Genomic DNA, 22,796 nt, shown 5'->3' on the forward strand with positions numbered 1-22,796 from the left:
ACCGACAAAGATTGACAATAATTGCAACCTATACAAAGCGCAACATTAGACCGTCATTTTCCAACTAGATAAGGCTAACCAATTCTCCATTTCTTTATAATCAGGCATTATCTTCCCGACAAGACGCCAAAAAGAGCGATCATGATTTAAATGAACCATATGACACATTTCATGAACGACTACATAGTCAATTACTCGCTGTGGTGCCATTGCTAGCTTCCAATTGAATGTTAGTTGTAAATTCGAATCGCAAGTACCCCAAGTACGACTACTATCTGTAATACGAATAGAACGTGGTTTTGTCTTAAAGTTACTTTGATGCACTTTAATGCTCTTCTCTACTAAAGTTTTACACTGCTTATAATAAAATCGTTTTAAAGCTTGCTGTATTTTCTCATCCTTTAGCTCTTTTACATAAATATGTAACTTATCCCCTTCAAAAATCGCATTGTCTTGCTCAATGCTTGCATCTTGGGAAATCTGTATCGGATACGTATTCCCTAGATACAAAAAGCCTTCTCCCTGATCGTAATCCTTTTCCTGTGGTCCACGCGCTCGCTCCGCCATTTCCTTACGAGTTGTCTGAATCCAATTCCACTTTTCCTCTAGCAACTGGACTAAGTATTCAACAGGTGTCCCTTTCGGAGCCTGCACTTCCACATTTCCGTACGAATCCACAAAAAGACGCACGGACTTTTTCTTCTTATAAGTTATATGAAAATTAATTGTCTCACCTAAATATGTATGTACCATTTCATCACCTAGCATAGTATTTTTACAAATAAAAAAGAGTAGGATACGAACGTCCTACTCTACCTATTATATCATTTACTGCTTTAACGAACTCATTATCCTCTATACTTTACACCTAATCCCTTAATGAAATTCCTTGCGTATCTATCGCCGCACTCTTTGTAATTTTTATGACCTTTTTTTCTTAATAGAGCGCCTAACTCTCCTTTTGTTACCGTAACGCCTACGCTATCTAATATATCAAGTACATCCTCACTCGTTAAAGATAGTGCGATTTTCATTTTCTTTAGAAGAAGGTTATTGGCACTCTCCTTGCTCTGTACAGGTGCAGGCTGCCCTGGTTTCGGATCTTGCTTTCCTCTTTTTAAAGTAATAAATCCATTTAAAAATGCCTCTAACATCATCATATCGCATGTTTTTACGTACTCATCTTCAGCTACCTCATCATTTTCAGCTTCATGCTGAGGAGCTCTCTTTATTTTTGTAAGCATATCAACTACGTCTTCTTTCGTTACTTCCATCCCGCCAAGTTTAAAGATTTCCACCATATCTATATCTCTTATGTCTAAAGCGTATCGTACTCTTTTTAATATATCGTTGTTGCTCATTGCCATTGGGTTTCCTCCTGAAATGTTGATTATAGTAATGCTTTTAGCATGTGTAAATTAATGTCGTTAAGTTACTACTTTAACATTTTAGGGGGAGGTTTTGTAGTCTTGGGTGGATTAATGCTTTTGGGGATGATTTTAAAACAGCAACATATGTTGTTTAGGCACTTGGTATTATCCATTTATACCCAATTAAATTATTTAATTGGGTATAAAAATGCTGAACGAAATTTCGGACATGAGGACCCAATGCTAACAGAATATACATATGGAGAGTCAGGAGCTAATACCGAAAAGCTCCTAAAAGTACAGAAGGGAGATTCACTATTAATTAACACACTTGAAAATGGACTAACCTAATATCGGTTAGTCCATTTCTTTTTCTACAACTCTAATTTAGCGGGCAACTCAAACATGAATGTTACACAAAACTCATGTGAAATATATTGATTATGTTTACTTAGGCTTTACTTAAATAAGACTATTTTTCATTATTATCATAATTAAATTTAACAAAAAAGGTAGTGCCTTCCGATCCTGTTTGAATTTCTATTTTTGCATTATGACGGGCAGCAATGGCATAACATACGCCTAATCCCAATCCAGTTCCATTATCTTTGGTTGTGTAAAATGGAGTCCCCAGTTTCTCTAATACTTCAGGCCTGATACCATTCCCTTCATCCCGCACTGCAAGCACCACACATTTTTGCCCTTCCTTATAGGTGCTAATGGTTAGAATTTTCCCTGTACTCATCGCTTCTAAGCCATTACGATATAGGTTCATTAATAATTGCCTTATCTCATTACGATTTAAAAGTAATTCTGGAACGTCATTTGTATCGACTTGAATATATTTATTTTGATTATGCGTATCTATCTTTATTAAAGGAATAATATCGTGGATAATTGAGTTTAAATCTAACATCTGCAAATCTGATTTCTTTGTATTACCTATCGAGAGAAATTCAGTAATAATAGAATTGGCACGGTCAAGTTCTTCTATCATTAAATTAAAGTACTTATTATGTTTCTCATAGATGTTCTCTTCTTTTAATAACTGCAAAAATCCTCGTACTGTTGTCATTGGATTTCTAATCTCATGGCTAATACCTGCTGCCATTTGCCCTATTAAATCTATGTTTGATAACCTTTTCAATTCCTGCTCATATTGCTTTTTTTCCGTTATGTTTTTAAAAATACAACAAATACCATCATCATACGGGTATGCACTAACTTCGTACCAATATTCATCAGATATAGAAAGAAATTCGAAATGAACTGTAGTTCGCTCTGACATTGCACGATGAAATTCCTTATACATAACTGTGTCGACGCTACTCGGGAAAACCTCCCGTATATTCTTGCCTAATACATCTTTTGCTGTTTTTCTTTGTGGAAAATATTGATGCTTATTTACGTACGTAAATTCCCATTTATTATTCAAAGTAAAGAATCCATCCGTAATACTTTCGATCACACTTGTAACTTTTTCATTAGCAGCAGCTAGTTCTCTCGTTCGCTCTTCCACCATGCTTTCAAGTTGATCCATATATAACAAGTTTGAAAACGTAGGAGCTGTGGCATCAACGATAGATTTTGCCAATTGAATTTGGGAATTATCGTAATTATAAGATTTTCCCTCTTTACCAACGACAATTACCCCTAATACTTCTCCCATTGAAACCAATGGGATCATCAAAAGACCCTTACTATCTATATTTTTTGTTTGAATAACCTCTTGGATCTTGGCGTCATAGCTTTTTTCCATCCAATCCACTTCTGTCCAATTACAGTCCTTACTTAACTTCGTTGTTTTAATCGTTTTTTTGTCTAACGGGTCTAAAAGGTAGGCAGCCACGTTTTTACTCTCTAAAATCTGTCCTAAGTAAAAAAAACATTTATCAAAACTCTCCTGTATCGAGGAACACATTGATAAATCACGGGTAACATTTAGTAACAACTGCTTCTCGGCAATAAGGTTTTCCTTTTGTGTTAAATTATTTGCGTTTTGAATTGCGACCGCAGCCATATTTACATAAGCTTCAACACTTTGAATTTCTGAATCTGTTAAGTTCATTGGAGTTCCATAATCAAATAAAAAAACCAGACCAAATAACTCTTGCCCGAATGAGATAGGCAAGGCTAATAAGGACTTAATTTTGAACGCATCAACTGGTCTAGGATCCGGCCGATGATCCTTTGAAGTATCAGGAATATAGATCGTTTTTTTGGTTTCAATAACTTCTTTTGCCAGTAAGTCTATTTCAGGATCAATTACTTGCGTATCGAGCGTTACACCATTTATGGTCTCTGGTTTTCCTGCAAACCCTCTAAATGTTCCATCTTCCTGGGGTAAATAAATTCCAACAGCATTGCACCTAACAATCTCCTCTGATATCGCCATTGTTACACGCTGCAATACTTCACGTAGTTCTAATTTTGTATTTATTATTTTTGTTATATTCGCGAGCCTAGAATATCTCGCCTGATCACTTAACATTCACATGGCCTCCAATTATAGGCATAATAAAATAAACATGATAATATCAGTGAAAATCAAGATCAACCTGCCATTTCCGATTTTCTCCTGTATTCTTTTCTTCCCCCTGTTTTACATAGAATACCTCAATTACTTATGATACAGCTCACCTTAATTAAACTGAAACAAACGCTCATAAAATCGATACACCCCAGCAGCTCTAACTTTCAAAAGTTACACTGTTTCACTATCTCCAGCCGTGTTAACACTTGCCTCAAACTTATCAAGCAACGCACGCACCTCATCAGTCGATTTCGTGCTCATCAATTGATTTCTTAGTTCCGCAGCTCCAGGGAATCCTTTTACATAAATTTTGAAGAAGCGATGAAGTCCCGTGATTGAGCGTGGCAGTACTTCTGCATATTGATCTTGTAAATCAAGCTGTAGTCTTAAAAGATCTAAGTGTTCTTTACTGCTATGCTCTCTTGGCTCTTTTTCGAAAGCAAACGGATTTTTAAAAATACCTCGCCCGATCATAACGCCATCAATACCATATTTTTCAGCAAGTTCCATTCCAGTTTGACGGTCAGGAATGTCTCCATTGATTGTTATTAACGTATTTGGTGCAATGCGGTCACGTAATTTTTTAATTTCCGGAATTAGTTCCCAGTGCGCATCTACTTGGCTCATTTCTTCTCTTGTACGTAAATGAATAGAAAGGTTTGCAATATCTTGTTTAAAAATATGCGTTAACCAATCTTCCCACTCACTTAACTCTTTAAAGCCAAGTCGCGTTTTTACGCTGACAGGTAATCCGCCCACTTTTGCTGCTTGAATTAATTCTGCTGCAACGTCTGGACGTAGAATAAGGCCGCTACCTTTTCCTCTCGATGCTACATTCGGTACTGGGCATCCCATATTAATATCGATACCTTTAAATCCTAACTCTGCCATACCTATACTCATTTGACGAAAATATTCAGGATTATCTCCCCAAATATGTGCTACCATTGGTTGTTCATCTTCTGTAAAAATTAAACGGCCACGTACACTTTTCATACCTTCTGGATGGCAATAGCTATCCGAGTTTGTAAACTCTGTGAAGAATACATCCGGTCGGCCAGCTTCACTTACTACGTGACGGAAAACGACGTCTGTCACATCTTCCATTGGTGCAAGTACGAAAAATGGTCGTGGTAATTCACGCCAAAAATTATCTATCATTTCAAATTCAAATCCTCTCATTATGAATGCAATTTCAAACTCTCAATTTATAATTTGTAAAAATCAGCAATATTTATTTTAACTAAAATCGCTTATGAATGGTATTTTTGTAAACCAAAAAGCAGATGGTATAGATTTTTCCTATATCAACTGCTTTTCTATTATACCAACTTAAGCCAAGCCACACACTCCACATGAGTCGTATGCGGGAACATATCAACAGGCTGTACTTCCTGTGTTTTATATCCGCCTTCTTCTAGTACTTTTAAGTCGCGTGCTAATGTTGCTGGGTTACATGATACGTATACGACGCGCTTTGGTTTCATGTCGATGATTGTGTTTAATAGCGCTTCGTCACAACCTTTACGCGGTGGGTCTACGACCATTGTGTCGGCGATTACGCCTTCTTTGTACCATTTTGGAATGACTACTTCTGCTTCTCCTACGCCAAATTCAGCGTTTGTCATGTTGTTTAGTGCTGCGTTACGGTTTGCGTCTTCGATTGCTTCTGGGACGATTTCAACGCCGTACACTTTTTTCGCTTTTTGCGCTAGGAATAAAGAGATTGATCCGATTCCGCAATATGCATCAATTACTGTTTCGTTACCATCTAACTTTGCGTATTCTAACGTTTTATCGTATAGCACTTTCGTTTGTTCTGGGTTTACTTGATAGAATGAACGTGCTGAAATCGCGAATTTAATGTCACCGATAAAGTCATAAATATATTCTGATCCGTACAGTACTGTCGTTTTATCACCGAAAATAACGTTTGTTCGTTTCGTATTTACGTTTTGAACGATTGATTTTACTTCTGGGAATTTCGCTGCAATTTCTTCAATGATTGCTTTTTTGTTTGGTAATTCTGCTGTACGTGTAATGAAGACAAGCATAATTTCCCCTGTTACTTGTCCGTAGCGAGCCATTACGTGGCGTAGTGTTCCTTTGTTACGCTCTTCATTGTATGCCGAGATACCATGTTTCTCACAAATACGTTTCACTTCTTGAATTAATGCATCGTTTTCTTCTGCCTGAATTAAGCATGATTCCATATTAATGATGTCATGCGTTCCTTGACGATAGAATCCAGCTACAAGTCCGCCTTCACGTTCCCCAATCGGTACTTGTGCTTTATTACGGTATACCCATGGGTTTTTCATGCCAAGTACAGGATGAACAGGGATATCGCTTAACCCACCGATACGCTGCATAACGTCACGTACTTGTTTTTCTTTCGCTTGTAATTGTCCTTCATATGTTAAGTGCTGAAGCTGACAACCGCCGCACTGGTTGTATACTGGGCATTCTGCATCTTTACGATACGGGCTCTCTGTATGAAGTTTTATCAAACGACCAAACGCGAAGTTTTTCTTCACTTTAATAATTTTAATTTGTGCTTCTTCACCTGGTAGTCCGTTTTTAACGAAAATAGGATAACCCTTTACTTTCGCAACACCGGCACCATCGTGTGTTAAATCTTCAAATACTACATCTATAAACTCGTTTTTTTCAACTGGTGGCGTCATTTTTGTACTCATTTTCCGACCTCTCTTTTTCATAACACTGCGTTACATTTTATCATACTTATATGGTCTATTTCTATTGGAAGAAAAAAAGCTATTGACGATAGTTCTCTAGTAATGTTACGCTACTACTAATTTAATACGGACGATGTTACCTCATATATACTCGATAATATGGATCGAGAGTTTCTACCCGGCAACCTTAAATTGCTGGACTATGGGGAAAACTAATGAATATTAGCCTATGCGCAAAAAAGGACTCATATTGATTAGCTTTCTCTCATAGATGAAAGTGAATCCATATGGGTCTTTTTTTATTTTTACTTTTCTAAAAGGTCAGACATCTTACGTATGACATAAAACCTCTTTGTTTTATTTTTAGTAATATAACGAGCGTTTTATGTACAAACTTTATACGAACTTCTGAAAGGGGCAACTACATGCAATATGTAATGAGCATTATCGGTATTCTTGTCGTTTTAGGTTTATGTTTTGCTTTGTCAAACAACAAAAGTAAAATCAACTTCCGCGCAATTGCAATTATGATTGGTTTCCAAATTTTAATCGGTTGGTTTATGTTTGCTACAAAGGTTGGTCAACAAATCATTATTTTCATTAGTAAAGTTTTCAACAAACTAATTAAACTTGGTACGACAGGTGTCGATTTTCTCTTTAATGGGATTCAAAGAGATTTTGTCTTTTTCTTAAATGTATTATTAATTATCGTATTTTTCTCAGCACTACTTTCAATCTTTAGTTATTTAGGTGTTTTACCATTTATCGTTCGCGTTGTCGGCGGTGCAATTTCAAAAATTACTGGTTTACCACGCGTTGAATCATTCCACGCAGTAAATTCTGTATTCTTCGGTTCAAGTGAAGCGTTAATCGTTATTAAAAATGATTTACAGCATTTTAACAAAAACCGTATGTTTATTATTTGTTGTTCTGCGATGAGCTCCGTTTCTGCTTCTGTTACAGCATCATACGTAATGATGTTAGATGCGAAATATGTACTAGCTGCTCTTCCGCTAAACTTATTCTCAAGCTTAATCGTTTGTTCGTTATTAACACCAGTTGATACGAAAAAAGAAGACGAAGTGATTCAAAAATTTGATAGAACTCTATTTGGAGACAGTTTTATTGGCGCAATGATTAACGGTGCGCTTGACGGTTTAAAAGTAGCTGGGATCGTTGCTGCATTAATGATTGCTTTCATCGGTGTTATGGAAGTTGTAAACTACGTAATTAGCGCAGCTTCAGGTGCAATGGGACATGCTATTACGTTACAACAAATCTTCGGTTATATACTTGCTCCATTCGCATTCTTAATGGGTATTCCAACTCAAGATATTATCCCAGCTGGTGGTATTATGGGTACGAAGATTGTATTAAACGAGTTTGTAGCAATCCTTGATTTAAAAGAAACAGTTACAACATTAGCTCCACGTACAGTTGGAATCGTTACAGTATTCTTAATTAGCTTCGCAAGTATTAGCCAAATTGGTGCAATTGTTGGTACAATCCGTGCCCTTTCTGAAAAACAAGGAAGCGTCGTATCTAAATTTGGTTGGAAAATGCTATTCGCGTCAACACTTGCTTCTATTTTATCTGCGACAATCGCTGGATTGTTTATCTAATAAAAAACTCCACCTTACTTCTATTTTTCTAAATGAAGTTTGAGTGGAGTTTTTTACTATCTTCTATATGTAAACTACTCCAAAAAAACGTAAGACTCCTTTCCGAATTATTCCAAAAATGTATTCCCCTATATATTCTATGATGATATGATGGACAAGGGTATAAGTGACTATAATTAAAACACAATAGAAGGATGATAGAATGAAAAAATATACATATATCGCTTTACTTTCCTCTGCTATTCTCGTAGGTTGTAACACTAGTAATGCTAGTGATAAACAAATAAAAGAAACAACAGCGGAACAAGCAGTTGAACCAAAAAAAGCACAAGCAAAAACAGTAGAAATCCCTTTAACGCAAGGGGCTATCACATGGGATTCGTATGAATATAACGCACAAAACACCACGCTTTATACAAAAAACTTAAGAGATTCATTTAAACAAGTACGTTACAATATTTGGCGTACTGCCGATGGACCTGAAAGCAAACAAACTTTTACTTCACAAGAAAAAGATCGTGATTTTGCCCTCCCACTTCATTTAAAAACATTTCATTTAAAACGTGGAGAATTTCAAATTGAAACAGTAGGGATTAAAGAAGATAATACGGAAACAAATCTAGTAACATCTAAAATTACATTCCAGCAACATGTACCATTTTTGATGTATCATGCGATTGAAAAATACCCTGGACCAGGTGATGGTGATTACGGCTTATACGTACCGCCTGAACAATTCGAAAAACATATGCAATATTTAAAAGATAACGGTTATACGATGCTTACATTTGAACGTTGGAATGATATAAACCGTGTTAATAAACCTATTTTTATAACAATGGATGATGGTCGAAAAAATAATATGAATGCTCTTCATGTTTTACAAAAATTAAAAGATGATACATTCCAACCTGCAGCAACTGAATTTCTTACTTCAAATGAGATAGACAAACCGAACCGTCTATCAACAGATGATATAAAACAAATGATAGATTCAGGTATTTTTTCTATTCAATCTCATACTGCAAATCATACAATGATGGCTCATTCAGGTAATTATGATGAGGAATTACGCGGTTCTAAAGAAAAAATCGAAACTCTTACCGGTAAAAAGATCATCGCTCTCGCCTACCCAGTAGGCTCTTATAATGACGCCGCTGTCGAAGAAACAAAAAAACATTATGAGTTCGCAGTAACTACTGATCACGGCAATCACATTACAAAAGGTACCCCAAACGAGCAACTCTTAATTAAACGCCATTTTGTAGGACCTGATATGTCCATGGAAAAATTCGCATCTCTTATAAAGTAAACCATAAGATATTTTAAATCTTACTAAAAAACGAAAGAAGAGATCTGTTTACAGTCACTAACCTATCCCCCATCTAAAAATGATACGATAAACAAGGGTAATTCCCCACCGCTCTTACAGCGGTGGGGATTTTAAATATAAGTAATGCAACATACTACACAATAGAAGGTGATTTTATGAGAAAATACGCAGCAATTGCTTTATGTACGTCTGCTATTCTAGCAGGATGTAATACTAGCACTGTAAGTCCAGAACCTAAAAAAGAGAAAAAGGTTCAAGAAGTTAAAAAACAAGAGGAGACTGTGCAAGAACAAGGTAAAATTTCTTATAATCCGATTACACACGATTCTACAAACACAAGTATCCATATTACAGAAATAAAAGATTCTCTAACCGAAGTACAATATAAAATTTGGCGCACTGCGGATGGAAAGGAACATGCTAAATCTTTTTCTTCTAAAGAAAAGGAGAAACAATTTACACTTCCATTTGACATAAAAGAATTTGAAGGAAAACGCGGTGAGTTCCAAATTGAAGCAACAGGAGTCAAGGAAGACGGAAAAATCATCTCACTCACAAAATCTGCTATTACTTTTGAGCAAAAGGTTCCCGTTCTTATGTACCATGCAATCGATGATTATCATGGACAAGGCATTAAAGATTTATTCGTATCACCTGCTAACTTTGAAGGCCAAATGAAATATTTAAAAGATAACGGTTATACATTATTAACGTTTGAACGCTGGGGCGATATTAATAAAGTCAACAAACCAATTTTTGTTACATTTGACGATGGTATGAAAAATAATATGAATGCATTTCATATTTTGCAAAAACTAAAAGACGATACTTTCAAGCCGACAGCAACAGAATATATGATTGTTGATAATGTCGATGTTGAAGGCTCTCTCTCTACAAATGAAATAAAGGAAATTGTTGATTCCGGTATTTTCTCAGTGCAGTCTCATACAGCAACACATGCTGATTTACCGAAGATTACAAACTACGAAGAAGAATTAAAAGGATCGAAAGAAAAGCTAGAAAAAATAACAGGTAAGCCCGTTATCGCAATTGCTTATCCATTTGGCCATGTAGATGATAAAGTCATTACAGAAACGAAGAAATATTATCAATTTGCGACGACAACAAAGCCTGGAAAGTTCATTACGAAAGATGAACCGGATGAGTTGCTAAAAATGAAACGTGTTCGTATACACCATACAACTACAGTTGAACAGTTTTCTTCTTCCATTAAATAAATGTGAGAGCTCAATACATTTTGAGCTCTCTTTTTACTTTATATTTATATATATTTTTAGAATTTTCTTGTATTATATATAGTAAGAAATCTTTCAAGCTAAAGGAGATTATACATATGTCATTTGAACAAACGTTAGAGAAGTATGCTGCCCTTGCAGTTAATGTTGGTGTTAATATTCAACCCGGACAAACTTTATCAATTAGCGCACCTCTTGAAGCTGTACAATTCGTACGCCTCGTTACAGAAAAAGCATATAAATCTGGTGCAAAACACGTATATGTTGATTGGAATGATGAGACGTTAACACGCTTAAAGTTCGATCTAGCTCCTGAAGAAGCATTCGCTGAATTCCCTTCTTGGAAAGCACATGCTCGTGAAGAATTAGCAAAAGAAGGCGCTGCATTTATGTCTATCTATGCAGAAAACCCTGATTTATTAAAAGGTGTAGAAGCAACACGTATCGCAACAGCTCATAAAGTAGCTGGTGAAGCGATGAAAGTATACCGTGATTACGTACAAGCCGATAAAGTAAGTTGGTGTGTAATTTCTGTTCCTACGAAAGAATGGGCTGCGAAAGTATTCCCTGACGTAGCGCCAGATGAACAAGAAGCAAAGTTATGGGATGCTATTTTCAAAGCTACTCGTGCTGATTTAGAAAATCCTGTAGAAGCATGGAAAGAACATGATGAAACATTACATACAAAAGTGGATTACTTAAACGAAAAGCATTATAAAGCTCTTCACTATACAGGTCCTGGAACAGATTTAACAATCGAACTTCCAGAAAAACATGTATGGGCTGGTGCTGGTAGCTTAAATGAAAAGAACGTACCATTTATGGCTAATATTCCAACTGAAGAAGTATTTACAATGCCACTTAAAACAGGTGTAAACGGCCAAGTTTCTAGTACAAAACCGTTAGTATTTGCAGGTAATATTATCGATAATTTCACGTTAACATTTGAAAACGGACGTATCGTAGACTATAAAGCTGAAGCTGGTGAAGAAGCTTTAAAACATTTAGTAGAAACAGATGAAGGTTCTCACTTCTTAGGAGAAGTAGCTTTAGTACCTCATGACTCACCAATTTCAAACACAAATGTTTTATTCTACAATACACTATTTGACGAAAATGCATCTTGCCACCTTGCAATCGGAAATGCTTATGCATTTAACTTAGTTGGCGGAAAAACAATGTCTAAAGAAGAACTTGCTGAAAACGGAGCAAACGCTAGTATCACACACAACGACTTCATGATTGGATCAGCTGAGCTTGATATTGACGGTATTACAGCTGATGGCAGACATGAGCCTATCTTCCGTAAAGGTAACTGGGCGTTTTAAATTAATTACCATAAAGAAACACATTGGATAATCCAATGTGTTTTTTATTTATTTGGTTTCAATTCAAATTTTATCGTTCTATTTTCACGCGTAAACTCCGGTCTATACGTAGCGATATACGTATTTTCTTTCGCTACGTCAAATAGCATGATATCTTGAATTTTTTCATCTGGTGCTAATTTTTTACTAATAAAGCTATCAGGGTTATTATATTCTTTAAATCTTGTACCTTTCTTATCGGTAATCTCAAATTCATAAAATGCAAAAGGTATTTCCTTTTCACTATTATTTTCCACTTTGAAAATAATCCCCAAAATCTCTTCTTTCTTTTTATCCTCATCATAATCCGGATATCCTAATTTAACTGAATCGATAGTTACTTGCAAACCATCTACGTCTACTGTCTCCCCTATTTTATACACTTTATCTTGAACATCTTCTTGTTTACTTTCATTACTATCTTTAGTCTCAGTGCAAGCACTTAAACTAAAAGCTATGCCAAAAATTAAAACAATTTGACTCACCTTTTTTAACATACTCTTTCCTCCACATAAGACAATATTTCATATGTATCATAACAAAACGCTTTACTCTTTCTTGTCATATTTTGTCGTATTAATTGCTAACTGCACAAATAGAAAAAAGCTATCTTCTACAAAAGATAGCTTTCATGATGCCGATGAAACCTTAAGACCAATGACACCCAAAACAATAAAGAGAATACAAAATGCTTGGAATAAACTAATATGCTCTTTAAAAAAGTACACACTAATGATTGTAATAAGTAACGTTCCAACGCCAGACCAAATGGCATAAGCAATACTTAAATGAATCTTTTTAACGACGATAGCAAAGATACTGAAACAAATACCATAACAAACGAAAATAAGTACACTTGGAACAAGCTTTGTTAAGCCATTCGATAATTTCATCGCAATCGTTCCAGCTACTTCAAAAATAATTGTAACAAGTAATAATAGCCAATATATCATACTGGAATCTCCTTCTCTGTTACCTTATAGAGATTCTAGTGTATTACTTATAATCCTAATGAAATGTATTTGATTTCTAAATATTCCTCGATGCCGAAATGACCGCCTTCACGCCCGATACCACTTTCTTTAAATCCACCGAACGGTGCTTGTGCAACTGACGGAAGACCATCATTTAAACCGATAATACCGTACTCTAGCGCTTCACTAATTTGGAACGCTTGGCTAATATCCTTCGTAAAAATATACGCAGCTAAACCGTATGGTGTATTGTTTGCACGTTCAATTACTTCTTCAACTGTTTTAAATTTCGCAACTGGTGCAACTGGTCCAAATGTTTCTTCAGTCATACAAAGCATTGTATCATTTGCCAATCCAATTACAGTCGGCTGAATGAAATGTCCATCTAGCTCTGTAACCTGTTGGCCTCCATATAAGAGTTCTCCACCTTTTTGAACTGCATCTTCAATATGTTCTTGTACTTTTGAAACTGCACTCTCATCAATAAGTGGTCCTACAGTAGTTCCCGCACCGAATCCGTCTCCGACTTTAAGTTGCCCTACTGCCTTTTGGAACTTCTCTACAAATACTTCGTATACTTCTTCTTGAACGAATACTCGGTTTGTACATATACACGTTTGTCCTGCGTTACGGAATTTCGAACCAATAACGGCTTCTACCGCTTTATCTAAATCTGCATCATTCATTACGATAAATGGAGCGTGACCACCTAATTCTAATGAAACTTTTTTCATCGTTTGCGCAGCGCTAGCCATTAGCTCTTTCCCAATTTCCGTTGATCCTGTAAAGGACACTTTTCGAACGCGCTCATCTTCCATCCACGTATCAGCAATTGCTTTTGCACTACCTGTTACAATGTTTATTACACCTTTTGGAATGTCCGCTTCGTGTGCTAATTCAGCTAATTTCAATGCAGTTAACGGTGTTTGACTTGCAGGCTTTACAACTGCTGTACAACCTGCTGCAAGCGCTGGAGCTACCTTTCTCGTAATCATAGCCGCTGGGAAGTTCCACGGTGTAATAGCTGCCATAACCCCAACTGGTTGCTTCATAACTAAAATACGTTTGTTCGGATGAGAAGCAGGAATCATTTCACCGTATACGCGCTTCCCTTCTTCTGCATACCATTCAACAAAGCTATTTGCATAATTCACTTCACCAAGCGCTTCTGCAAACGGCTTTCCTTGCTCCTTCGTCATAATCGCTGCGATTTCTTCTTTATTTTCATCAATAAGTGTGAACCACTTTTTTAATTTCGTTGCACGATCCGCGGCTGTTAATTTTGACCATGTTTTAAAAGCCTCATGCGCCGCATCAACAGCTTGCTTTGCCTCTGTTATCCCGCCCTTTGGTACAGTTGCAAATATTTCTTTCGTTGCTGGATTGTTTACTTCAATTTGCTCTTGCAGTGTAATCCACTCACCATTTATATACATCGCTTTTTTCTCTACATTTACAAACGTCGCTTTTTTATCCAATGTTTTCTTCCTCCTCTATGAACTTCTTAATCTTCCTAGTAGCAGCAGATTGACTTATTTTTAGAAACTCTGCTACTTTATAGCTTGATCCACATGTTTTATACGCTTTTAAAATAATATTTCGTTCCACTTCTTCCAACATTTTATAGAGACTTTGACCTGACTGTTCAACTGTTGATTCCTGCATTGCTATTGGTAAATCCTCTATCGTAACGATATCGTCAGCAGTAATAACAATTCTTTCAATTACATTCTCTATTTCTCTATTGTTTCCTTCCCACGGGTATCCAACAAACATTTGTAACGTACTAGGTGCTAACTTTACATCACGTCCGTACTTTTTATTAAAGTGCTGTAAATAATGATAAACGAGTGGTAAAATGTCTTCTGTTCTTTCCCGAAGTGGTGGAATTGAAATCGGAATGACATTCAGACGATAATATAAATCTTTCCGAAATGTTCCTCGTTTCACCATCTCACTTAAATCTCTATTTGTTGCCGCTACAATTCGAACGTCCACCTTTTTTAATTCTCTTCCGCCTATAGGACGAAATGTTTTTTCTTGCAATACTTGCAGAAGCTTCGCTTGAATTTCAAGCGGCATTTCACCAATTTCATCTAAAAAAAGAGTCCCTTTATGTGCTGACTCTAATAATCCCTTTTTCCCTTCACGATTTGCACCTGTAAAAGACCCACCTGAATATCCAAAAAGCTCCGATTCAATTAAATTTGTTGGCAAAGCCGCACAATTAATTTCATAGAAACTTTCATTCTTCCGGCGACTTACTTCATGTAGATGACGTACTAAGCGGCTTTTTCCCACGCCTGTCTCACCTAAAACGAGAACAGTACTATCTACCACAGATACTTTTTTAATCGTTTCTATTATTTTTTGCATAGCAATGCTTTTAAAAATAAGTCCTTCATGTTCATATGTTTCTCTTAATTCTTTTTTGTATGTTTTTAACTGATTATCCATTTCCTCTACCTTTTGTCGTAATTGATAGAGTTCAGTAAGATCTCGAGAATAACTAATCACTCTTCTTAAATTTCCCTCATCATCAAAAACTGGCCTCGTCCGAACATGTAAATACTCTCCCGATTTCGTCGTTTGAACGAGTTCAATCGGTCTCTTTTTTTCAATTACTTCTAATGTTGCGGATGGATAAAAGATCCCATCCTTTTGTAGTTCCTTTACATGTTTACCTACTAACTCTTCAGCAGCTAGTTGATAGTGCCTTTCGCATGTACTATTTACACGTACAACGATTCCCTGCTCATCTGTAACAAAAATTTCGTCAAACGCATATTCAAATACATCTTTTAAATCCATTAACACTCGTTCCTTTTCTGCAACCATCCTAGCCACCCCTAACTTCAGATCCATCGATTCACTTCACTACCTTTATTATAAAGTGAATTTTCTGCATTTTATATAGAGTCAGCTAGAATGTTTGCGATTTATCATTCAGTTTTTATACACGGGCGATATTTGCTTGCTCATAACAAGCTTGTAATGATTCTTCAATAATCGTTAAACCTTCCTCAAGTTGCTCATCTGTAATAACCAATGGCATTAATACACGGACAACATTTCCATATGTCCCCGCAGATAATAAAAGTAATCCTCGTTTATTTGCTTCCGCACACAAATTAGCTGTTAATATTTTGTCAGGCACTTTCGTCTTACGATCTTGAACGATCTCAAATGCACACATTGCCCCTAATCCGCGCACATCACCGATGCAATTATATTTATTTTTCATCTCTTGGAATCGGTCCATTACGACTTTTCCTAATTCTATCGCTCTATCATTTAATTTTTCTTTTTCTATTACATCCAGAACCGCTAATGCAGCCGCACATCCTAATGGACTTCCTGCATACGTTCCACCAAGCTCTCCAGGTGCAGACTCATTCATAATTTCTTTACGTCCAATAACACCGCTTATCGGTACACCAGCTCCTAATGACTTAGACACTGTAATTAAATCTGGAACGACATCATAATGATCAATTGCAAAGTATTTTCCTGTACGGCTAAATCCAGTTTGAATTTCATCCGCTACAAATAAGATGCCATGTTCTGAACAAATATTGCGTACTTCTTGAACAAATTTCTTACTTGGGACGATAAATCCGCCTTCCCCTTGAACCGGCTCCATAACAACAGCTGCAATTGTTTCTGGTGCTACTTCTGATATAAAGAAGTTCTTAAACTCTTCAATGATAAAATCATCGTACTGCTCTTCCGTTAACCCCTCTGGACGACGGTATTCATATGGGAATGGCGCTTTATATACTTCTGGAGCAAATGGACCGAATCCAAATTTATATGGCTTTACTTTACTTGTCATCGTCATTGTCATCAATGTACGCCCGTGGAAACCTTTAGAAAACGCAATAATACCTGATCTTTTCGTATATTTACGGGCGATTTTCACTGCATTCTCTACGGCTTCAGCACCACTGTTTAAAAATAGTACTTGTTTATCAAAACTTCCTGGCGCTAATGCAGCAAGCTTTTCCGCTAATTCAATATATGGCTCATACATCATGACATTAAATCCCGTATGAATGTATTGATCTACTTGTTTATGAAGTGCTTCTTTAACAGCCGGATGACAATGCCCTACATTAATTGTCCCTATTGCCCCAGCAAAATCAATATACTGATTACCATCAACATCTGTTACAAGAGCTCCATTTGCAGATTGTACAAACGTTGATATGCCGTTACTTACTCCTTTTGGTACTATATTTTGGCGGCGCTCTAATAAAGTTGCTGCTTTTGGTCCTGGAATTTGTTCATTTACTTTAGCAAATTTTTTTGTGTTCATTGCGTACCCCATCCTTTTCTTTACATTGTTTTCTCTTTTTATTGCAAAATACATGCCAACTTTCCGTTCTAGTATTCATCCTATACTCTTTGTATACAGGCATAAAAAATAAGTCTATAAAGACTCATCAAGAGTCTTTATAGACTTATTTCCCTTGCATACTAGACTTTCCTTGTTCCCAAATAAACTCACCTGAATGAGAAATAAACTCACCAACAGATTCTACGACTAAGTCCGCAAGTGGTTCTAAAGTTTTGCGGTCTCCCGTACCAGATAGTACTCCAATAGCATAACAATCACCACCGTTTTTAGCTAAATATAGATCGGTTGGCGTATCTCCAACGACTGCCACCTCACATGCCTCTAAATGAAACCTTTCACAAAAGGATTCTATAATTCTTTTATCAGGTTTCTGTGCCGGAAACGTATCAGAAGCTACAATATAATCAAAAAAGGATTCTAATTGATATTGTTTTAAAAATAATTCTGTCGGCGCAAAATCATCAGCTGTAACAACACCTAAAATAAATCCTTTATCTTTTAAACTTTGTAAAATTCTTGGTAGATCTGCCGTCATTTTCATATAGGAATGATGCTCGTACATAAGCGAAAATAATTTTTCACTTACCCATTCATGCATCTCCTCTTCCTTAGATGACTTAATATACTTACAAAGCCCCTTTGCTACATCGAGGCTTGTTCCAGCCGCTAGTGCGCTACTTGGATGAACAAATACCCCATCCACACCAATCTCTTTTAATAAAGCTTGCTGCATTGACTCTGGTAATTGATATAAATTTATACATTCCGCTACAAGCTCTTCCGCTACTTTTATCCAAATTGAGTGAAAATCCATTAATGTCCCATCTTTATCAAATAGTATTGCTTTTACCTTCTCCATAGCACCCTACCTCTCATTTCTTATCCTCTTCAGTGTATCAATAAAATATGGATATAAAATAAACGAATTGTAAAAATACCATAAAAATCAAACTAACTTCCAATTTACAATTCTAATAAAAAAAGATGCCCTTACAGGGCATCCTCTTGATGTTCAGGAACAAATAATTCCAGACAATGATATATGTTTTCGAATTCCATCGGTGCATCCCCACCGTACTCACCATCTAAATTAATCATTAGTTTATCTGGTGAATGCACTTTAATTCGATTCGCTTGTGTGTATAGTACTTTCGGATTGTTAATATGTTCCCCACGTTGCGCTTGTGTTGCTGCCTTAATTAAATCAGCGATAGAACCTTTTTTCAGCACTAATAAGTCAAATAATCCATCGTTAATCGATGCATACGGTGCTACTTTTTCAAATCCACCAACTGAACGAGTATTTGTAATTAAAAACATCGTAATTTCTTCTTGTAATAACTTCCCATCATACTCGATTTCAACATATGTTGGATGTAATGATGGTAACATTTCTATTCCTTTTAAATAGTAAGCAAGTTGGCCTAATACTGTCTTTAGCTTGCTTGGTACTTCATATGTTAATTCTGTAATACGGCCGCCACCAGCAATATTAATGAAATATGTATCATTCGCTCTACCAAGATCTAAAGGAACTGTTTTCCCTTCACAAATAATATCGGCTGCCTCTTCTATAGCGCGGGGTACACCGATCGCACGTGCAAAGTCATTTGTCGTTCCAACTGGAATAATTCCAAACTTCGGACGATGCTCATGTCCTACTAAACCATTTACCACTTCGTTTAACGTACCGTCACCACCAGCGGCGATAACAACATCAAACTTACGATCCGCAGCTTGTCTCGCCGCTACAGTTGCATCTCCAGGACCAGTTGTCGCATGACAAGACGCTTCATATCCAGCTTGTTCTAATTTTTGTAATACTTCTGGTAAGCTCTTCTTAAATAGCTCACGCCCAGAAGTAGGGTTATAAATAATCCTTGCTCGTTTCATCATTTATTAGCACAGGAAATTCCTTATTCATTGAAAAAAAGAATACACCGAATTCTTATTCAGTATCCCTATGCCTACCTCCTCTCATCTTCCTATCCTTCTTTTATCCCGCTCAAACAGGCAGTAAGAACCCGATTGGTGAAGGCTAATAATCAACGGGGGATGAACACCCCCACTACTGATTAAAGTTTCACTTTATGTCTATCCATTCTTCCATAAAAATTTACATATAACGAATAATAATTATCTATTATTTCATGAGATGAAAAAAAACCTCTATGTCTAGATTTATCATTATTCCCACCTTTTTGCAACTATCATACCATAGTTGCTATACAAACATTTTTTCACTTTTGACAGTTAATCAAACGTTTATTTAAATTATTTTTCACCATTTAAACAAACGTTTGATTAACTCAGAAAAAACACCCAAATAAGGGTGTTTTTTCTGTTTAATCTTTAAGAATCTATACTATTTTATCGCTTATTAATCTCTTCAAGTAAGATTTTGTTAACAAGCGGTGGGTTTGCTTGTCCTTTTGTCGCTTTCATAATTTGACCAACTAAGAAGCCAATTGCACGGTCTTTACCGTTTTTGAAGTCTTCAATAGATTGTTCATTATTATCAAGGATTTCTGTTACGACTTTACGAAGTGTACCTTCGTCAGAAATTTGAACAAGACCTTTCGCTTTAACGATTTCTTCTGGATCTCCACCTTTTTCAATTAACTCGTTAAATACTTTCTTCGCGATTTTAGAAGAAATTGTACCTTTTTCAATTAATTGAACCATTTTAGATAAACCAGCAGGCGTTAATGCAACATCTTTTAATTCTTTTTGTTGTTTGTTTAAGTATGCAAGTACTTCACCCATTAACCAGTTTGATGTTAATTTCGCATCTGCTCCATCTGCAATTGTTGCTTCAAAGAAATCAGACATCTCTTTCGTTAATGTTAATACGTGTGCATCATAAGCTGGTAATCCAATTTCAGCAACGTAGCGAGCTTTACGTGCATCTGGAAGTTCTGGAATAGAAGCACGCACTTCTTCTTTCCACGCATCATCGATATAAAGTTCAACTAAATCTGGCTCTGGGAAATAACGGTAATCATCAGATCCTTCTTTTATACGCATTAAGATCGTTTTCTTCGTTGCTTCATCATAACGACGTGTTTCTTGTTGGATGATACCACCAGATAACAATTCTTTTTCTTGACGCACTTGTTCGTGCTCAAGACCTTTTTGTACGTAAGTGAATGAGTTTAAGTTTTTCAGTTCTGCTTTTGTACCGAATTTCTCTTGTCCAACTGGACGAAGGGAAATATTCGCATCACAACGTAGAGAACCTTCTTCCATCTTACAATCAGATACGCCAGTGTATTGAATGATTGATTTCAACTTCTCTAAGTATGCGTATGCTTCTTCTGGCGTACGCATATCTGGCTCAGACACGATTTCGATTAAAGGCATACCTTGACGGTTATAGTCTACTAATGACCCGTCAGCTGTATGCGTTGATTTACCAGCATCTTCTTCTAAATGAAGACGTGTAATACCGATACGTTTCTTTTTGCCATCTACTTCGATTTCAATCCAACCATTTTCTCCAATTGGCTTATCAAACTGAGAGATTTGGTAAGCTTTCGGATTATCTGGATAGAAATAGTTTTTACGGTCGAACTTCGTTTCCGTTGCGATTTCACAGTTTAATGCCATTGCAGCTTTCATTGCAAAGTTAACTGCTTCTTTATTTAAAGTTGGAAGTACCCCTGGGTATCCTAAGTCAATTACACTCGTTTGTGTATTTGGCTCTGCTCCGAATTCTGTTGGACTCGCAGAGAAAATTTTCGAATTTGTTTTTAACTCAACGTGAACCTCTAAACCAATAATTGTTTCTAAATTCATCTATGCTCGCCTCCTTACAGACTTGCTTTTTTTGTATGATAGTCTGTTGCTTGCTCAAACGCATGTGCAACGCGGTAAATTGTCGCTTCATCGAAGTGTTTACCAATGATTTGTAATCCAAGTGGCATACTATTAGCACCGAATCCACATGGAACAGAAATCGCTGGAACACCTGCTAAGTTTACTGGGATTGTTAAAATGTCGTTTGCATACATTGTCATTGGATCATCCACTTTTTCGCCCACTTTAAATGCTGGAGTTGGCGTTGTTGGTCCAATAATAACATCGTAGTTAGCAAATACATTTTCAAAGTCGTTTTTAATTAATGTACGTACTTGTTGTGCTTTTTTGTAATATGCATCATAGTAACCAGAGCTAAGTGCAAATGTACCAAGCATAATACGGCGTTTTACTTCGTCACCGAAACCTTCGCTACGTGTGTTTTTGTAAAGATCTAATAAGTTATTTACATTATCAGAACGAACACCGTAACGTACGCCATCAAAGCGTGAAAGGTTAGCAGATGCTTCAGAAGAAGATAATAAGTAATACGTTGCTAGAGCGTATTTAGAGTGTGGAAGAGATACTTCCTCCCAAGTTGCGCCCATACCTTCTAATACTTTTAAAGCAGCTAGTACTGACTCACGAGCTTCTTCGCCAACACCTTCGCCTAAGTATTCTTTCGGTACAGCAATGCGTAAACCTTTAACATCGCCTGTTAAACCAGCTAAGTAGTTTCCAACTTCAACATTTGCAGAAGTTGCATCCATGCGGTCAATACCTGAAATAGCTTGTAATAAGTATGCATTGTCTTCTACTGTACGTGTAATCGGTCCGATTTGGTCAAGTGAAGATGCGAATGCTACTAATCCGTAACGAGATACTCGTCCGTAAGTTGGTTTTAAACCTACAACACCGCAATATGCAGCTGGCTGACGAATAGAACCACCCGTATCAGAACCTAGAGAGAATAATACTTCTCCTGCTGCTACAGCTGCTGCAGAACCACCACTAGATCCGCCTGGAACGTAATCTAAGTTCCATGGATTTTTTGTAGCGTAGAAACCTGAGTTTTCATTTGAAGAACCCATTGCGAACTCGTCCATATTTAATTTACCGATTGTAACTGTGTCAGCAGCTTTTAACTTTTGCACAACTGTCGCATCGTAAATTGGATCAAAGTTTGCTAACATTTTGCTCGCACAAGTAGTACGAAGACCGTTAGTTACAATGTTATCTTTTACACCGATTGGCATACCGAATAACAAACCATTATCTTCAGCGCCGATCTTAGCATCTAATTCTTTCGCTTTCGCGCGTGCATTTTCTTCATCTAATGTAAGAAAAGCTTTTACGTTATCTTCAACATCCGCAATACGTTTGTAAGATTCTTCTACTAAATCCGTAACGGAAATTTCTTTGTTGTTTAACTTCTTATGTAACTCTGATACAGAATGATCAAATAATGACATCGAAATTCCCCT

19 protein-coding genes and 1 riboswitch are annotated in these 22,796 nt (G+C 36.5%); of the genes, 5 read left to right on the forward strand and 14 right to left on the reverse strand.

Translation table 11 applies throughout. The features are described from left to right. Positions 1-45: 45 nt before the first annotated feature. Both JDS98_RS25735 and JDS98_RS25740 read right to left on the reverse strand, forming a co-directional pair. Complete coding sequence (locus JDS98_RS25735; RefSeq protein WP_087969149.1) at positions 46-753, reverse strand: M48 family metallopeptidase; 708 nt, start codon at positions 751-753, stop codon at positions 46-48. Positions 754-848: 95 nt separating this feature from the next. Continuing rightward, the gene (locus JDS98_RS25740) at positions 849-1,367 is read right to left on the reverse strand and encodes a YehS family protein (protein ID WP_053565385.1); all 519 of its coding nucleotides are present in this window, start codon (positions 1,365-1,367) and stop codon (positions 849-851) included. Between the two features lie 102 nt (positions 1,368-1,469). Between JDS98_RS25740 and JDS98_RS25745 the strand changes: the two genes are divergently transcribed. Further along, a complete protein-coding gene (locus tag JDS98_RS25745; protein ID WP_223268705.1) occupies positions 1,470-1,721 on the forward strand; it encodes a hypothetical protein in 252 nt (83 codons plus the stop codon). Positions 1,722-1,842: 121 nt separating this feature from the next. Here the strand turns inward: JDS98_RS25745 and JDS98_RS25750 are convergent, their stop codons facing one another. The 3 genes from JDS98_RS25750 to rlmD form a co-directional block, all read right to left on the reverse strand. Further along, positions 1,843-3,861, reverse strand: coding sequence for a GAF domain-containing sensor histidine kinase (locus tag JDS98_RS25750; protein WP_199634477.1), 2,019 nt, complete (start codon positions 3,859-3,861; stop codon positions 1,843-1,845). A gap of 213 nt (positions 3,862-4,074) precedes the next feature. Further along, on the reverse strand, positions 4,075-5,064 hold the full coding sequence (locus JDS98_RS25755; protein WP_199634478.1) for a tRNA dihydrouridine synthase: 990 nt from the start codon (positions 5,062-5,064) through the stop codon (positions 4,075-4,077). A 161-nt stretch (positions 5,065-5,225) separates the two neighbouring features. Next, positions 5,226-6,602: a 23S rRNA (uracil(1939)-C(5))-methyltransferase RlmD gene (gene rlmD, locus JDS98_RS25760; protein ID WP_097959757.1), complete on the reverse strand. Its 1,377-nt coding sequence runs from the start codon at positions 6,600-6,602 to the stop codon at positions 5,226-5,228. Between the two features lie 121 nt (positions 6,603-6,723). Then, positions 6,724-6,825, forward strand: a riboswitch (purine riboswitch). A 202-nt stretch (positions 6,826-7,027) separates the two neighbouring features. Here rlmD and JDS98_RS25765 point away from each other — a divergent pair. The 4 genes from JDS98_RS25765 (at position 7,028) to JDS98_RS25780 (ending at position 12,141) form a co-directional block, all read left to right on the forward strand. Next, positions 7,028-8,224 (forward strand): NupC/NupG family nucleoside CNT transporter, encoded by a 1,197-nt coding sequence (locus JDS98_RS25765; RefSeq protein WP_001200495.1) that lies wholly within the window; start codon positions 7,028-7,030, stop codon positions 8,222-8,224. Between the two features lie 202 nt (positions 8,225-8,426). After that, on the forward strand, positions 8,427-9,536 hold the full coding sequence (locus JDS98_RS25770) for a polysaccharide deacetylase family protein (protein WP_097959758.1): 1,110 nt from the start codon (positions 8,427-8,429) through the stop codon (positions 9,534-9,536). A 176-nt stretch (positions 9,537-9,712) separates the two neighbouring features. Continuing rightward, on the forward strand, positions 9,713-10,795 hold the full coding sequence (locus JDS98_RS25775; protein WP_199634479.1) for a polysaccharide deacetylase family protein: 1,083 nt from the start codon (positions 9,713-9,715) through the stop codon (positions 10,793-10,795). 116 nt (positions 10,796-10,911) lie between these two features. Beyond that, entirely contained in the window at positions 10,912-12,141 is a 1,230-nt protein-coding gene (locus JDS98_RS25780) for an aminopeptidase (protein WP_000007350.1), read from the forward strand. A 44-nt stretch (positions 12,142-12,185) separates the two neighbouring features. Here the strand turns inward: JDS98_RS25780 and JDS98_RS25785 are convergent, their stop codons facing one another. From JDS98_RS25785 to gatA, 9 genes are all read right to left on the reverse strand, one after another. Beyond that, positions 12,186-12,677, reverse strand: coding sequence for a DUF4352 domain-containing protein (locus JDS98_RS25785; protein ID WP_199634480.1), 492 nt, complete (start codon positions 12,675-12,677; stop codon positions 12,186-12,188). A 132-nt stretch (positions 12,678-12,809) separates the two neighbouring features. Next, the gene (locus JDS98_RS25790) at positions 12,810-13,133 is read right to left on the reverse strand and encodes a DMT family transporter (RefSeq protein WP_000641001.1); all 324 of its coding nucleotides are present in this window, start codon (positions 13,131-13,133) and stop codon (positions 12,810-12,812) included. Positions 13,134-13,180: 47 nt separating this feature from the next. Then, positions 13,181-14,632 (reverse strand): NADP-dependent succinate-semialdehyde dehydrogenase, encoded by a 1,452-nt coding sequence (gene gabD / locus JDS98_RS25795; protein WP_000358100.1) that lies wholly within the window; start codon positions 14,630-14,632, stop codon positions 13,181-13,183. After that, the gene (locus JDS98_RS25800; RefSeq protein WP_000225132.1) at positions 14,625-15,992 is read right to left on the reverse strand and encodes a sigma-54 interaction domain-containing protein; all 1,368 of its coding nucleotides are present in this window, start codon (positions 15,990-15,992) and stop codon (positions 14,625-14,627) included. The genes gabD and JDS98_RS25800 overlap by 8 nt, the downstream gene beginning before the upstream one ends. Positions 15,993-16,107: 115 nt before the next feature. Beyond that, positions 16,108-17,472 carry a 4-aminobutyrate--2-oxoglutarate transaminase gene (gene gabT, locus JDS98_RS25805; protein WP_088055848.1) on the reverse strand — a complete coding sequence of 455 codons (1,365 nt, stop codon included), beginning with the start codon at positions 17,470-17,472 and terminating at the stop codon, positions 16,108-16,110. 145 nt (positions 17,473-17,617) lie between these two features. Then, positions 17,618-18,373: an HAD family hydrolase gene (locus JDS98_RS25810; RefSeq protein ID WP_199634481.1), complete on the reverse strand. Its 756-nt coding sequence runs from the start codon at positions 18,371-18,373 to the stop codon at positions 17,618-17,620. Positions 18,374-18,504: 131 nt separating this feature from the next. Continuing rightward, positions 18,505-19,410, reverse strand: a complete 906-nt coding sequence (locus JDS98_RS25815) for a diacylglycerol kinase (RefSeq protein WP_000977668.1) — start codon at positions 19,408-19,410, stop codon at positions 18,505-18,507. A gap of 474 nt (positions 19,411-19,884) precedes the next feature. Next, positions 19,885-21,312: an Asp-tRNA(Asn)/Glu-tRNA(Gln) amidotransferase subunit GatB gene (gatB, locus tag JDS98_RS25820; protein ID WP_001047675.1), complete on the reverse strand. Its 1,428-nt coding sequence runs from the start codon at positions 21,310-21,312 to the stop codon at positions 19,885-19,887. Between the two features lie 14 nt (positions 21,313-21,326). Beyond that, positions 21,327-22,784: an Asp-tRNA(Asn)/Glu-tRNA(Gln) amidotransferase subunit GatA gene (gene gatA, locus JDS98_RS25825; RefSeq protein ID WP_000051450.1), complete on the reverse strand. Its 1,458-nt coding sequence runs from the start codon at positions 22,782-22,784 to the stop codon at positions 21,327-21,329. Positions 22,785-22,796: the final 12 nt, after the last annotated feature.

This window comes from Bacillus cereus group sp. N11 (genome assembly GCF_016483605.1).
Classification (GTDB): Bacteria; Bacillota; Bacilli; order Bacillales; family Bacillaceae_G; genus Bacillus_A; species Bacillus_A toyonensis.

Bases quoted from the DNA above. Each gene is read 5' to 3' on its own strand.
- JDS98_RS25765 (WP_001200495.1), top strand. From the start codon at position 7,028: ATGCAATATGTAATGAGCATTATCGGTATTCTTGTCGTTTTAGGTTTA.
- JDS98_RS25770 (WP_097959758.1), top strand. From the start codon at position 8,427: ATGAAAAAATATACATATATCGCTTTACTTTCCTCTGCTATTCTCGTA.
- JDS98_RS25810 (WP_199634481.1), bottom strand. From the start codon at position 18,373: ATGGAGAAGGTAAAAGCAATACTATTTGATAAAGATGGGACATTAATG.
- JDS98_RS25775 (WP_199634479.1), top strand. From the start codon at position 9,713: ATGAGAAAATACGCAGCAATTGCTTTATGTACGTCTGCTATTCTAGCA.
- JDS98_RS25755 (WP_199634478.1), bottom strand. From the start codon at position 5,064: ATGATAGATAATTTTTGGCGTGAATTACCACGACCATTTTTCGTACTT.
- JDS98_RS25785 (WP_199634480.1), bottom strand. From the start codon at position 12,677: ATGTTAAAAAAGGTGAGTCAAATTGTTTTAATTTTTGGCATAGCTTTT.
- JDS98_RS25750 (WP_199634477.1), bottom strand. From the start codon at position 3,861: ATGTTAAGTGATCAGGCGAGATATTCTAGGCTCGCGAATATAACAAAA.
- JDS98_RS25815 (WP_000977668.1), bottom strand. From the start codon at position 19,410: ATGATGAAACGAGCAAGGATTATTTATAACCCTACTTCTGGGCGTGAG.
- rlmD (WP_097959757.1), bottom strand. From the start codon at position 6,602: ATGAGTACAAAAATGACGCCACCAGTTGAAAAAAACGAGTTTATAGAT.
- JDS98_RS25800 (WP_000225132.1), bottom strand. From the start codon at position 15,992: ATGGTTGCAGAAAAGGAACGAGTGTTAATGGATTTAAAAGATGTATTT.
- gabT (WP_088055848.1), bottom strand. From the start codon at position 17,472: ATGAACACAAAAAAATTTGCTAAAGTAAATGAACAAATTCCAGGACCA.
- JDS98_RS25735 (WP_087969149.1), bottom strand. From the start codon at position 753: ATGGTACATACATATTTAGGTGAGACAATTAATTTTCATATAACTTAT.
- gatB (WP_001047675.1), bottom strand. From the start codon at position 21,312: ATGAATTTAGAAACAATTATTGGTTTAGAGGTTCACGTTGAGTTAAAA.
- gatA (WP_000051450.1), bottom strand. From the start codon at position 22,784: ATGTCATTATTTGATCATTCTGTATCAGAGTTACATAAGAAGTTAAAC.
- JDS98_RS25780 (WP_000007350.1), top strand. From the start codon at position 10,912: ATGTCATTTGAACAAACGTTAGAGAAGTATGCTGCCCTTGCAGTTAAT.
- JDS98_RS25790 (WP_000641001.1), bottom strand. From the start codon at position 13,133: ATGATATATTGGCTATTATTACTTGTTACAATTATTTTTGAAGTAGCT.
- JDS98_RS25740 (WP_053565385.1), bottom strand. From the start codon at position 1,367: ATGGCAATGAGCAACAACGATATATTAAAAAGAGTACGATACGCTTTA.